This window comes from Micromonospora antibiotica (genome assembly GCF_017599305.1).
GTDB classification, from domain to species: domain Bacteria; phylum Actinomycetota; class Actinomycetes; order Mycobacteriales; family Micromonosporaceae; genus Micromonospora; species Micromonospora antibiotica.
This window is the reverse complement of the sequence record NZ_JAGFWR010000010.1, coordinates 12,776-26,189: the sequence shown is the minus strand read 5'-3', so window position 1 is coordinate 26,189 and position 13,414 is coordinate 12,776. Positions and strand designations below refer to the sequence as shown.

At 72.0% G+C, this 13,414-nt stretch carries 9 protein-coding genes; 7 read left to right on the top strand and 2 right to left on the bottom strand.

What is annotated here, in order from left to right; all coding sequences use genetic code 11:
- Positions 1 to 90: 90 nt before the first annotated feature.
- The 5 genes from JQN83_RS18330 to JQN83_RS18310 all read left to right on the top strand — a co-directional run bounded on the left by JQN83_RS18330 (position 91) and on the right by JQN83_RS18310 (position 7,081).
- On the top strand, positions 91 to 765 hold the full coding sequence (locus JQN83_RS18330) for a hotdog fold domain-containing protein (RefSeq protein WP_208568349.1): 675 nt from the start codon (positions 91 to 93) through the stop codon (positions 763 to 765).
- A 151-nt stretch (positions 766 to 916) separates the two neighbouring features.
- Positions 917 to 1,849 (top strand): ABC transporter ATP-binding protein, encoded by a 933-nt coding sequence (locus tag JQN83_RS18325; RefSeq protein WP_208568348.1) that lies wholly within the window; start codon positions 917 to 919, stop codon positions 1,847 to 1,849.
- Complete coding sequence (locus tag JQN83_RS18320) at positions 1,846 to 2,670, top strand: DUF2705 family protein (protein WP_208568347.1); 825 nt, start codon at positions 1,846 to 1,848, stop codon at positions 2,668 to 2,670. The genes JQN83_RS18325 and JQN83_RS18320 overlap by 4 nt, the downstream gene beginning before the upstream one ends.
- A gap of 366 nt (positions 2,671 to 3,036) precedes the next feature.
- Entirely contained in the window at positions 3,037 to 6,828 is a 3,792-nt protein-coding gene (locus JQN83_RS18315; RefSeq protein ID WP_208568346.1) for a multifunctional oxoglutarate decarboxylase/oxoglutarate dehydrogenase thiamine pyrophosphate-binding subunit/dihydrolipoyllysine-residue succinyltransferase subunit, read from the top strand.
- A 73-nt stretch (positions 6,829 to 6,901) separates the two neighbouring features.
- Positions 6,902 to 7,081, top strand: coding sequence for a DUF6104 family protein (locus tag JQN83_RS18310; RefSeq protein WP_091241170.1), 180 nt, complete (start codon positions 6,902 to 6,904; stop codon positions 7,079 to 7,081).
- Positions 7,082 to 7,165: 84 nt separating this feature from the next.
- Here the strand turns inward: JQN83_RS18310 and JQN83_RS18305 are convergent, their stop codons facing one another.
- Positions 7,166 to 9,286: a bifunctional polysaccharide deacetylase/glycosyltransferase family 2 protein gene (locus JQN83_RS18305; RefSeq protein ID WP_372444065.1), complete on the bottom strand. Its 2,121-nt coding sequence runs from the start codon at positions 9,284 to 9,286 to the stop codon at positions 7,166 to 7,168.
- A 58-nt stretch (positions 9,287 to 9,344) separates the two neighbouring features.
- Positions 9,345 to 9,935: a hypothetical protein gene (locus tag JQN83_RS18300; RefSeq protein ID WP_208568344.1), complete on the bottom strand. Its 591-nt coding sequence runs from the start codon at positions 9,933 to 9,935 to the stop codon at positions 9,345 to 9,347.
- 272 nt (positions 9,936 to 10,207) lie between these two features.
- Between JQN83_RS18300 and pta the strand changes: the two genes are divergently transcribed.
- A complete protein-coding gene (gene pta / locus JQN83_RS18295; RefSeq protein WP_208568343.1) occupies positions 10,208 to 12,283 on the top strand; it encodes a phosphate acetyltransferase in 2,076 nt (691 codons plus the stop codon).
- Positions 12,280 to 13,401, top strand: a complete 1,122-nt coding sequence (locus JQN83_RS18290; RefSeq protein ID WP_208568342.1) for an acetate/propionate family kinase — start codon at positions 12,280 to 12,282, stop codon at positions 13,399 to 13,401. Before pta ends, JQN83_RS18290 begins: the two co-directional genes overlap by 4 nt.
- The last annotated feature ends 13 nt before the right edge of the window (positions 13,402 to 13,414 follow it).

The following is a 13,414-nucleotide window of genomic DNA, read 5'->3' as shown; positions in this document are numbered from 1 at the left end:
GCGGCGCGCGTGCCGTGGTGCGGGTGGGGCGTGCGAGGCTGCCTGCGGGCGTCCGGCCGTCCGGGGCGGACGACGACGTGCGGAGTGGCGATGATCATCGAATCCCGGTACAACGGCCCGCCCGGTTCGGGTAACGGCGGGTGGAGCGCCGGGGTCTTCGCCGGGGCGTACGACACGGACCGGCCCGTCGAGGTGACGCTGCGTCGTCCGCCGCCGCTGGACACCCCGCTCACCCTCACCGACGGCGACGTGTACGACCCCGACGGGCACCTGGTCGCCGAGGTACGCCCGGCCGGCGACCTGCCCGACCCGGTCGCCCTGGTGGACCCGGTGGACCCGGTGACCGCACGTGCCGCCTCGGCCGGCTACCCGGGACTGGTGGACCACCCCTTCCCCGGCTGTTACGTCTGCGGCCCGGAGCACCCGGACGGGCTGCGGATCTTTCCCGGCCGGCTGCCCGACGGCCGGACCGCCGCGTCGTGGCGTACCCCCCGACAGGTGACCGCACCGACCACCTGGGCGGCGCTGGACTGCCCCGGGGGCTGGGCGGTGATCGCCCCCGGCCGGCCGTACGTGCTGGGCCGGATCGCCGTGGCGCTCGACGCGCTTCCCGAACCGGGTGAGGAGTGCGTGGTCACCGGTAAGGTGATCACCGCGGAGGGACGGCTGGCGGTGGTGCACACCAGCCTCTACGGCAGCGCCGGCGCGTTGCTCGGTCGGGCCCGCGCCACCTGGGTGGCGCTGCCGCCCGTGTCTCGTCCCTGAGGACGACCGCCTCCTGCCTGAGACGGAGCACGACTTACCGACCCGGGCTGATGGCATATCTTGACCAGGCCAGTCAGGCTGGTCAGCGGCGCGTTGCGTAACGACGCCGCAGACTGCGGCGCACGAGGCGCCGCCGCACGGGAGGAGAACGATGTCCGACGGGCAGTGGAGCCCCAGCACCGGCCAGATCGTCGTGTCCGGACTGACCAAGCAGTACAAGAACGTACGGGCGGTCGACAACCTGTCCTTCACGGTCGAGTCCGGCCGGGTGACCGGCTTCCTCGGCCCGAACGGGGCGGGTAAGACGACCACTCTGCGGATGCTGCTGAACCTGGTCACCCCGAGCGGTGGCACGGCGACGATCGGCGGCCAGCGGTACGCCGACCTGACCGACCCGCTGCGGCACGTGGGCGCGGTGCTGGAGGCGTCCAGCGCGCACAAGGGTCGTACCGGGATCAATCACCTGCGGGTGATCTGTGCGGCGGCGGGCCTGCCGAAGAGCCGGGCCGACGAGGCGCTGGCCCTGGTCGGGCTCACTCCGGCGGCGAAGCGCAAGTTCAAGGGGTACTCGCTGGGCATGAAGCAGCGGCTCGGTATCGCCGCCGCGATGCTCGGCAACCCCCGGGTGCTGATCCTCGACGAGCCGGCCAACGGTCTGGACCCGGAGGGCATCCGCTGGATGCGGGGCTTCCTCAAGGGGCTCGCCCACGAGGGGCGTACGGTGCTGGTCTCCAGCCACCTGCTGTCCGAGATGCAGCTCCTCGCCGACGACGTGGTGATCATCGCGGCCGGCAAGCTGATCCGGCAGGGGCCGGTGGAGCAGGTGCTCGGCTCGATGGCGCAGGGCGGCCGGGTGCGGGTGCGTACCCCGCAGGCCGAGGAGTTGACCGTGGCGCTGCGTGAGCAGTCCGCGACGGTGGAGACCGACGAGCACGGTGTGCTGCTGATCAGCGGGCTGGAGGCCCCGGCGATCGGCCGGGCCGCGCTGGCCGCGAAGGTCGAGCTGCACGAACTGACCCCGGAACGACCCGACCTGGAACGGGTCTTCCTGGAGCTGACGGCCGGGAAGGCGGGCATCCGATGAACCTGGTCCGATCCGAGCTGTTGAAGATCCGTACCACCAGCACGTGGTGGATCTTCGGCCTGATCACGGTGCCGCTGTGGGCACTCACCGCCCTGATCAACTGGTTGCAGACCGACGCGCTGGCCAACAACAACTTCGGCGACGTGCCGGCCGACCAGGCCGACCAGATCCAGGCCGCGCAGTCGGTGGACAGCCTGGCCGCCAACGTCTACACCAACGGGCAGTTCTTCGGTCTGATGATCGTGATGCTGCTCGGCATCATCGTGGTGACCAGCGAGTTCTTCCACCAGACGGTCACCACCACCTTCCTCACCGTGCCGCACCGCACCGCGGTGATGTTGGCCAAGCTGGCCGCCGCGGCCGTCCTGGCCGTACTGTTCTGGCTGGTCACCACCGGGTTCAACCTGATCTTCGGGGCACTGGTGATGAGCAGCGTCGACCTGGGCTCCCAGCTCGGCAGCGGCGCGGTCTGGCGGGCCACCGCGCTCAACGGCCTGGCCTATCTGCTCTGGTCGGTGCTCGGCGTCGGGATCGGGGTGCTGATCCGCAGCCAGATCGGTGCCACCGTCACCGGCATCCTGCTCTACCTGGGTGGCGCGGTCGGCGCGGCCATCGCGATCAGCATCCTGGCCGCCCGCTGGGGTGACTGGATCAACGACCTCCAGGTGCTGGTGCCGTCGCTGGCATCGTCGCTGATGGTCAGCGGGACCGAGATCCCCGGCAACCCGCCCCGCTGGGCGGGCGCGGTGGTCCTGATCGGGTACGCGGTGGTGGCCGGCGCGATCGGCACGCTCACCATGCGGCGGCGGGACATCTCCTGACCGACCGCGCTCCGACCGGCCCGGCCCGGCGTGACGACCGTCACGCCGGGTCGTTCCGTCTCCGCCCGGTGCCCCCAGCCGGGAGGCCCGGATGGAAACCGGGAGGCCCGGGTGGGAGCAGGGAGCCCGCCCGGCGCGGGTGACCGGCCGACTCCGCTCCGGATCATCAGAACAGTCCGGAGCCAGGTGGACACGAAGAGCTGATTGACTTCCTACAATTTTTGTGAAAAGGACCACCTGGCCGAGGCGGAAATGCCTATCGTATTTTCACGGCGTAGCCTGGGACTCGTCTCCGTCCCACGACACTTCGCATGACGGCGGCACCGCGTGACACACAAACCCGCGTGAAAGAGGCGATTACCGGCCGTGTCGACCCAGCAGACTTCGCAGGAGAACCCACTGGCGGGTTTCGGCCCGAACGAGTGGATCGTCGAGGAGATGTACCAGCGCTACCTCGCCGACCCATCAAGCGTCGACTCGGCCTGGCACGACTTCTTCACCGACTACCGACCGGCCCCGGGCGCCGCGACACCGCGCCCGGCCGACGGTAGGGCCGCGTCGCCCCAACCGGCCGCAGCGCCGGAGCCGGCCGCAGCCACCACGGCCGAACCGGCAGCGAAGGCTCCGGCGGCCGGCGCGAAGCCGACCACGACCGCGAAGCCGACCGGCGCTGCCGCACCGACCGCGACCACGAAGCCGGCCACCGCCCCCAAGCCGGCCACCGCCACGAAGTCGGCCACCAGGTCCGCCGGCAAGCCGGCGTCGACCGAGAAGCCCGCCCCGGCGAAGGCACCGGCGGCCAGCGCCGCGGGCACCACGCCGCTGCGCGGGGTGGCCGCCCGGATCGTGCAGAACATGGACGCCTCGCTGTCCGTGCCGACCGCCACCAGCGTGCGCGCCGTGCCGGCCAAGCTGCTGGTCGACAACCGCATCGTGATCAACAACCACCTCGCCCGGGGGCGCGGCGGCAAGGTGAGCTTCACCCACCTGATCGGGTACGCGCTGGTCCGGGCCGTGGTCGAGCACCCGGAGCTGAACAACTCCTTCGCCGAGGTCGACGGCAAGCCGGCGATGGTCCGCCCGGAGCACGTCAACCTGGGCATCGCCATCGACCTGACCAAGCCCGACGGCTCCCGCAACCTGGTGGTGCCGTCCATCAAGGGCTGCGAGCAGATGGACTTCCGGCAGTTCTGGCAGGCGTACGAGGACGTGGTCCGGCGGGCCCGTCGCAACGAGCTGACCATGGAGGACCACAGCGGCACCACGATCTCGCTGACCAACCCCGGCGGCATCGGCACGGTGCACTCGATCCCCCGGCTGATGCAGGGGCAGAGCGCGATCATCGGGGTCGGCGCGATGGAGTACCCCGCGCCCTACCAGGGGATGAGCGAGGCGACCCTGGCCGAGCTGGCGGTCAGCAAGATCATCACGCTGACCAGCACGTACGACCACCGGATCATCCAGGGCGCGCAGTCCGGCGAGTTCCTCAAGGTCATGCACGAGCTGCTGCTCGGCGAACGCGGCTTCTACGACGAGGTCTTCACCTCGCTGCGCATCCCGTACGAGCCGGTGCGCTGGATGCGGGACGTGGCCGTCGACTCCGAGGGCCAGATCAACAAGACCGCGCGGGTGCACGAGCTGATCCACGCCTACCGGGTCCGGGGCCACCTGATGGCCGACACCGACCCGCTGGAATTCACCATCCGCAAGCACCCCGACCTGGACGTCCTCCAGCACGGGCTGACCCTGTGGGACCTGGACCGCACCTTCCCGGTCAACGGCTTCGCCGGCAAGCAGCGGATGAAGCTGCGCGAGATCCTCGGCGTGCTGCGCGACTCGTACTGCCGTCGGCTCGGCATCGAGTACATGCACATCCAGGACCCGGAGGAGCGCCGCTGGATCCAGGAACGGATCGAGCGCCGCTACGAGAAGCCGGCCGCCGACGAGCAGAAGCACGTGCTCAACCGGCTCAACGCCGCCGAGGCGTTCGAGACGTTCCTGCAGACCAAGTACGTCGGCCAGAAGCGGTTCTCGCTGGAGGGTGGCGAGTCGCTGATCCCACTGCTCGGCGAGGTGCTGGAGGCGTCCGCCGAGGACGGGCTGGACGAGGTCGTCATCGGTATGGCGCACCGGGGCCGGCTCAACGTGCTGGCCAACATCGTCGGCAAGCCGTACGAGAAGATCTTCTCGGAGTTCGAGGGGCACCTCGACCCGCGCTCCACCCAGGGCTCCGGCGACGTGAAATACCACCTGGGCCAGAACGGCAAGTTCACCACCCCGGCCGGCGACCACTCGGTCAAGGTGTCGTTGGTGGCGAACCCGTCGCACCTGGAGGCGGTGGACCCGGTGCTGGAGGGCATCGTCCGGGCCAAGCAGGACCGGATCGATCTCAAGCTGGAGGGTTACACCGTGCTGCCGTTGGCGGTGCACGGTGACGCCGCGTTCGCCGGCCAGGGGGTCGTCGCCGAGACGCTCAACCTGTCCCAGCTGCGCGGTTACCGCACCGGCGGGACCGTGCACGTGGTGGTCAACAACCAGGTCGGCTTCACCACCGCCCCGGAGTACAGCCGGTCCAGCCTCTACAGCACCGACGTGGCCCGGATGATCCAGGCGCCGATCTTCCACGTCAACGGCGACGACCCGGAGACCGTGGTCCGGGTCGCCCGGCTGGCCTTCGAGTACCGGCAGGCGTTCAACAAGGACGTCGTGATCGACATGGTCTGCTACCGGCGGCGCGGGCACAACGAGGGCGACGACCCGTCGATGTCCAACCCGCAGATGTACAAGATCATCGACTCGAAGCGGTCGGTCCGCAAGCTCTACACCGAGGAGCTGATCGGCCGGGGCGACATCACCGTCGAGGACGCCGAGGAGCTGCTGCGCGACTACCAGTCGCAGCTGGAGCGGGTCTTCAAGGCCACCCGCGACGCCGCCACCACCCCGCGCCAGGTCAGCCGGCCCAGCCGCGAGGACGAGCCGGAGCCGCAGGTGGCGACCGCCACCGACGCCGCCGTGGTCAAGGCGATCGGCGAGGCGCACGTCAACCTCCCCGAGGGCTTCACCCCGCACAAGCGCATCCAGCAGTTGCTCGACCGGCGGGCCAGGATGTCCGCCGAGGGCAACATCGACTGGGGGTACGGCGAGATCATCGCCTTCGGCTCGCTGCTGCACGACGGGGTCACCGTCCGGCTCGCCGGTCAGGACTCCCGCCGGGGCACCTTCGTCCAGCGGCACGCCTCGATCGTCGACGCCAAGACCGGCGACGACTACCTGCCGCTCAAGACGCTCACCGCCGACGGCGAGCGGTCCCGGTTCTTCGTGCACGACTCGCTGCTGAGCGAGTACGCGGCGATGGGCTTCGAGTACGGCTACTCGGTGGAGAACGTCAACGCGCTGGTCTGCTGGGAGGCGCAGTTCGGTGACTTCGTCAACGGCGCCCAGTCGGTGATCGACGAGTTCATCTCCTCCGGCGAGGTGAAGTGGGGCCAGCGTTCCGCGGTGACCCTGCTGCTGCCGCACGGCCACGAGGGGCAGGGCCCGGACCACACCTCCGGTCGCCCCGAGCGGTTCCTGCAGATGTGCGCCGAGGACAACATGCGGGTGGCGATCCCGACCACCCCGGCGAACTACTTCCACCTGCTGCGCCGGCAGGCCCTGTCGCCCAAGCGCAAGCCGCTGGTGGTGTTCACGCCCAAGTCGCTGCTGCGGCACAAGCTCTGCGTCAGCCCGGTGGAGGACTTCACCACCGGCACCTTCGCCCCGGTGCTGGCCGACACCGCCGCACCCGCGCGGGAGCAGGTCAAGCGGGTGCTGCTCTGCTCGGGCAAGGTCTACTACGACCTGTTCTCCGCCCGGCAGGAGCGGGGCGTCACCGACACCGCGATCATCCGGATCGAGCAGCTATACCCGCTGCCGGTGCAGGAGATCCGCGACGCGCTGGCGGCGTACCCGAACGCGGAGGACTTCGCCTGGGTGCAGGAGGAGCCGGCCAACCAGGGGGCGTGGAGCTTCGTCGCGCTCAACCTGCTGGAGCACCTGGCCGACGTCCGGCTGCGTCGCATCTCCCGCCCCGCCGCCGCCGCCCCGGCGGTCGGCTCGGCCAAGATGCACGAGGTGGAGCAGACCGGGCTGATCGACGCCGCCCTACCCCGCCCCTGACCCATTCCGACCCACCCGGCCCGCCCCCTGTCAGGGGGCGGGCCGGGCCCGTCAGCAAGGAACGAGGAGCCCGGTGTACTTCACCGATCGTGGCATCGAGGAACTGGTGCAGCGGCGCGGCGACGAGCAGGTGACCCTGGAGTGGCTCGGGGAACGACTGCGCGACTTCGTCGACCTCAACCCCGAGTTCGAGACGCCGATCGAGCGCTTCGCCACCTGGCTGGCCCGCCTCGACGACCTCGACGAGGACTGACCGGGGCCCGCCCCGGGCCGGCCCCGGGGCGGGCGGAACGGCGGGGTGCGGACGGCCCACCCCCGTACCGGGGACCGGCGGCGGTCAGCCGTTGCGGACGGCCGGTTCCAGGCCGGTGCGGCGCAGCTTCTGCCAGCCCAGCCGACCGCCGGTCAGCGCGGTGACCACCGCCTGGACCATCACCAGGTACATCAGCTGCCGGTAGACGAACTGTTGCAGGGGCAGCACCCACAGCACCCCCAGCTTCTCCCGGTCCAGCCGGAACGCCACCACGGCGGTGGCCGCCTGCACCCCGAGCATGGCCAGCCAGGCCACCGCCGTGGCCTTACGGTCGAGGAAGAACAGGCCGTACAGGGCCAGCAGGTCGATCACCGGCGCGAGCAGGGGCAGCAGCACCCCGAACAGGCTGAGGAAGAACAGGCAGCGCCTGGTGAACCGGCCGGACGCGCCCCGGTCGAAGACCGAACGCCGGTGCTTCCACATCGCCTGCATGGTGCCGTAGCTCCACCGGTAACGCTGCTTCCACAGTTGGCCGATGGTCGCCGGGGCCTCCGTCCAGGCGCGGGCGGTCTCCTCGTAGACCACCTTCCAGCCGGCCCGGCCCAGGGCGATGGTGATGTCGGTGTCCTCGGCCAGGGTGTCGTCGGTCATCCCCCCGGCGTAGCGCAGCGCCTCCCGCCGGAACCCGCCGATCGCGCCCGGCACCGTGGACATGCAGCGCAGCGTCTCGTAGAGCCGCCGGTCCAGGTTGAACCCGATGACGTACTCGATGTGCTGCCACTTGGCGATCAGGCTGCGCCGGTTGCCGACCTTGACGTTGCCGGCCACCGCGCCGACCTGCGGGTCGGCGAAGGGTTGCACCAGCCGGCGGACGGCGTCGGGCTCGAACACGGTGTCCCCGTCGACCATCACGATCAGGTCGTGCCGGGCCAGCGCCAGGCCGGTGTTCAGGGCGCTGGGTTTACCGCCGTTGGGCTTGCGGACGACCCGGACGTTGGGCAGGCCGAGCGCGTCGACGATGTCGGCGGTGCCGTCGGTGGAGCCGTCGTCGACGACCACCACCTCGATCCCGCCGGGGTGGTCGCCACCGGCGAGGGAACGGACCGCGGCGGCGATCCCCTCCTTCTCGTTGTACGCCGGGACGATCACCGAGACCGGCGCGGTGACCGGCGGCCCCCAGCTCCAACCCTTGGCCCGCCGTCGTCGGGCGTGCCGCCCGGCCAGCACGAACAGCACGAACGTGCGGCCCACGGTGAGCAGGCCGACGACGACGAAGAGCCCGCCGAACACGGTCAGCATGCTGTCGGCGCCCTGCACCGCCCAGATCAGCATCCGGCCGCGCCACCGGTCGGCGGCGGTGGCGGGCACGGCGGCGTCCACCCGGTGGTCCGCCCCGGCGGCGGCGAAGGCGAGGTTCAACCCCTCGGTGGCGGTGACGAACCGGTACCCCCGCTGCTTCATCATCGGAATGAACCGGTCGAGGGCGGCGACGGTCTGCGCCCGGTCACCACCGGCGTCGTGCCAGAGGGTGATCGCACCGGCCCCGTCGTCGGGGGTGGCGTTGTCGACGATCCGGTCCACCCCGGGCAGCGACCAGTCCTGGCTGTCGGTGTCGTTGAGCAACGTCAGGTAGCCCAGGTCACCGGCGGCGGTCATCACCGGCCAGTCCCGGTTGTCGATCGCGCCCGGGTGGGAGGAGTAGGGGAAGCGGACCAGCGAGGTCCGCAGGCCGGTGGCGCTGGCCACGGCGAGCTGGGTCTGGGCGTACTCCAGGCGTTGCCGCCACGCCGGCAGCTCGGCGAGGTCGGGGTGGGTGAAGGTGTGCACACCGAGCTGGTGACCGCCGTCGGCCAGCTCACGGGCCACCTCGGGGTGCCGGGCGACCTGGGTGCCCAGCACGAAGAACGTGCCCTTGACCTGGTGGGCGTCCAGAACCCGCAGCACCTCCCGGGTCCAGACCGGGTCGGGGCCGTCGTCGAAGGTCAACGCGATGGTGCGCGGCGGCAGCCGGTAGGAGCGGACCATGTCGCTGCTGGCGCTGATGATCGGGCCACCGGTCACCACCGAGGTGGGCACTTCCCGTTGCCCGGCGGTGCTCTCCCGGCGGTCCGGAGCGAAGGACGCGTTGGCGTACGCGCCGACGAGCAGCACGCCGGCCAGCAGGGCCAGCACCGTACCCAGCAGGATCCAGCTCGGTGGTGGCACCGCCCGGCGTCGCCTGGCGGACCGGACGACGCGACGGCGCCCCGACCGGACGGCCGGCTCAACCATCGAGGCGTACGCCGTCGACGCCGCCGGGCAGCGGGTCGGGCAGGGACGGTGGTTCGTCGGTCGGGTCCGGGGCGTTCGGCGTCGTCGGTTCCGGGACGGGCCGGGTGGGCCGGGGTGAGGCCGACGCGGTGGCCGGGTTGCGGCTCGGCGAACCGGTGGCGCTCGGCGACGGCGAGGCGGTGCCGGTGGTGGGGCGGACCGTGGACGGGGTGACCGGGACGGCGGCCCGTGTTCCCGACCCGGGCGTGCGGGGGGCGGCGGTCGGCGGCACGGTGGGGGCGGGGGCGGCCGGGGTGCCCGTCGTGGGCGACGGGGAGGGCGACGGCGACCGTTCGGGTTGCGCGACCTCGTCGACGAAGGGGAGCACCGCGTGCGGCGCGAGGCCGCCCGCGAAGCTGACGCCCACCAGCCCGGTGTAGATCAGGCCCACCAACCCGAGGGCGTACGCCAGCCAGCGCAGCCGGGAGTGACGTCGGCCGCTGGGGTCGACGAAGACGGGGGTGAGCTGGGGCACCGCGGCGATCGTCGCGGTGGGCCCGTCGGCGCGGCTGATCGTCACGGTCGGCCCATCGAGACCCGTCACGCCGTCGGTACGATGTGGATCCTGAGCCGACTGACCGCCAATTGCGCCCTCAGGCTTCGATCTCTCGGAGGGAGCATTTTTCCTGCTCAGAGGGTCGGCAGTCATGGGATGCGAGTCTAGGCACGAGGATCACTCAGCTCCTAGCGCGTCCCACGAATGAGACTCGGGTCGCACCGACGGCCGCTGGCGGGCACCGGCCGGCACCGCTTGGCGGCACCGGTACGGGACGAAGGTCCCGGGCGGCGGACGACGTGATCTCCTAGGGTGGGGGCGTGGCCCGCAGCGTCTACCTGACCAGCGTGGGGTCCGGCGGCGGCAAGTCGACCATCGCCCTCGGCCTCGCGGAACTCCTCTCCCGGCAGGTCGAACGGATCGGGGTGTTCCGGCCGCTGGTCTCCGACGCCGGCCCCGACCCGATCCTCGCCCTGCTGCACGACCGCTACCGGATCGACCTGCCCGACGACGAACTGACCGGCACCACGTACGCCGAGGCGTCGGCCCTGGTCGCCGACGGTCGGCGGGAGGAGCTGATCTCCCGGCTCGTCGAGCGGTACCGGGCGGTGGAACGACGCTGCCCGGCGGTGATCGTGGTGGGCAGCGACTTCGCCGACGGCGGGGACACCGCCGGGCCCCGCGAACTGGCCTTCAACGCCCGGTTGGCCACCGAGTTCGGCAGCGTGGTGGTGCCCGTGGTGGACGGCTTCGGGCAGCAGCCGGAGGCGGTCACGGCGGCGGCACGCGGGGCGTACCACGATCTGGCCGACCTGGGCGCGACGGTGCTGGCGGTGATCGCCAACCGGGTGACCGGGGCGCTGACCCTGCCGGAGCTGCCGGTCCCCGCGTACGCCATCCCCGAGGAGCCGAGCGTGTCGGCGCCGACGGTGGCCGAGGTGGCGGCGGCGCTCGACGCCACCCTGCTGGCCGGGGACGCCGCCGCCCTCGGCCGGGACGTGCTCGACTACGTGGTCGGCGCGGCGCACGTGCCGACCCTGCTCGACCACCTCACCGAGGGCGCCCTGGTGATCACCCCGGGCGACCGGGCCGACCTGCTGGTCGCGGCGGCCACCGCGCACGTCGCCGGGCAGGTCTCGCTGGCCGGGGTGGTGCTCACCCTCGGCGAGCAGCCCGACCCCCGGGTGATGCGCCTGGTCGAACGGCTCAACACCGGCTTCGCCGTGCTCTCGGTGACCAGCGACAGCTACGACACGGTCGAGGCGTCCAGTCACATCGAGGGCCGGCCCGGCCCGGCCAACCCGCGCAAGGTGGAGGCCGCGCTCGGCGCGTTCGAGCGCCACGTCGACACCGTCGACCTGGCCCGCCGGCTGCGGGTGACCCGCTCCGCGCGGGTCACCCCGCTGATGTTCGAGTACGACCTGATCGACCGGGCCCGCGCCGACCGTCGCCGGTTGGTGCTGCCGGAGGGCTCCGACGAGCGCATTCTGCGGGCCACCGAGATCCTGCTCCGCCGGGGGGTGGCCGACCTGACCCTGCTCGGCCGCCCCGACGACGTGGCCCGCCGCACCCGCGAGCTGGGCATCGACCTGACCGGCGCGGAGGTGGTCGACCCGGCCGGCAGCGCCTGGCGGGACGAGTTCGCCACCCGGTACGCGCAGCTGCGCGCCCACCGGGGCGTCACCGCCGAACTGGCCCACGACATCGTGGCCCAACCCAACTACTTCGGCACCATGATGGTGGCCACCGGGCACGCCGACGGGATGGTCTCCGGGGCCACCCACACCACGGCCGCCACCATCCGTCCCGCCTTCGAGATCATCCGCACCGTGCCGGGTGTCTCGGTGGCGTCGAGCGTGTTCTTCATGCTGCTCGCCGACCGGGTGCTGGTCTACGGCGACTGCGCGGTCAACCCCGACCCGGACGCCGCCCAGCTCGCCGACATCGCCATCTCCTCGGCCGACACGGCGGCCCGGTTCGACATCGAGCCCCGGGTGGCGATGCTGTCCTACTCGACCGGGGACTCCGGCGCGGGGGCCGACGTGGAGAAGGTCGCCGCCGCCACCAGGCTGGTCCGCGAGCGCCGGCCCGACCTGCTGGTCGAGGGGCCCATCCAGTACGACGCGGCGATCGACCCGCAGGTCGCGGCGACGAAGCTGCCCCAGAGCACGGTCGCCGGGCGGGCCACCGTGTTCGTCTTCCCGGACCTCAACACCGGCAACAACACGTACAAGGCGGTGCAGCGGTCGGCGGGGGCGGTGGCCGTCGGGCCGGTGATGCAGGGCCTGCGCCGGCCGGTCAACGACCTGTCCCGGGGCGCGAAGGTCGCCGACATCGTCAACACGGTGGCGATCACCGCCATCCAGGCGGCCGGATCGTCGGAGGAGGGGTCGTGACCGACCGGGTGCTGGTGCTCAACTGCGGGTCGTCGTCGGTGAAGTACCGGCTCTACGCCGGGGAGTCGACCGTCGACTCCGGCACCGTGGAGCGGATCGGCGAGCCGGGCGGCGGGCCGCCCGACCACGCCACCGCCGTCCGGGACATCCTCGGCCGGCTCGACCTGACCGGGCTGACCGCGGTGGGGCACCGGGTGGTGCACGGCGGCCGACGGTTCAGCGCGCCGGTGCGGATCGACGACGCGGTCGTCGCCGCGATCGGGGAGCTGGTGCCGCTGGCACCGCTGCACAACCCGGCCAACCTGGCCGGCATCGAGGTCACCCGGGAACTGCTGCCGGACGTCGCCCAGGCGGCGGTCTTCGACACCGCCTTCCACCACACCCTGCCCGAGTCCGCCGCCACGTACGCCATCGACCTGGACACCGCCCGCCGCCACGACATCCGCCGGTACGGCTTCCACGGCACCTCCCACGCGTACGTGTCGCGGCGCACCGCCGAGCTGCTCGACCGGCCGTACGACCGGCTGCGCACGATCAGCCTGCACCTGGGCAACGGGGCGAGCGCCTGCGCGGTGGACGGCGGACGCAGCGTGGCCACCTCGATGGGGATGTCCCCGCTGGAAGGGTTGGTGATGGGCACCCGCAGCGGGGACCTCGACCCGACGGTGATCTTCCACCTGCGCCGGGAGGGCGGGATGGGGGTCGACGAGATCGACGACCTGCTCAACCACCGCAGCGGGCTGCTCGGGCTGACCGGGGCCAACGACATGCGGGAGGTGCAGTCCCGTCGGGCCGCCGGAGATCCCGCCGCGGTCCTCGCCTTCGACGTCTACTGCCGGCGGATCACCGGCTACGTCGGGGCGTACCACGCGCTGCTGGGCGGGGCGGACGCGATCACCTTCACCGCCGGGGTGGGCGAGCACTCCCCCGAGGTGCGGGCCGCCGCGCTGGCCGGGCTGGCGCGGCTCGGCATCGCCGTCGACCCCGACCGCAACACCGGCACCGGCGACCGGGTGATCTCCCCGGCCGGCGCGCAGGTCAGCGTCTGCGTGGTCGGCACCGACGAGGAGCGGGAGATCGCCCGGCAGACCCGGGCGGTGCTGGCGGAGGCGGGCTGAGCGGTGGAGGCCG

Excerpts from the sequence above, each read along its gene's own strand:
- JQN83_RS18330 (WP_208568349.1), top strand. The coding sequence starts at position 91 with ATGATCATCGAATCCCGGTACAACGGCCCGCCCGGTTCGGGTAACGGC.
- JQN83_RS18325 (WP_208568348.1), top strand. The coding sequence starts at position 917 with ATGTCCGACGGGCAGTGGAGCCCCAGCACCGGCCAGATCGTCGTGTCC.
- JQN83_RS18320 (WP_208568347.1), top strand. The coding sequence starts at position 1,846 with ATGAACCTGGTCCGATCCGAGCTGTTGAAGATCCGTACCACCAGCACG.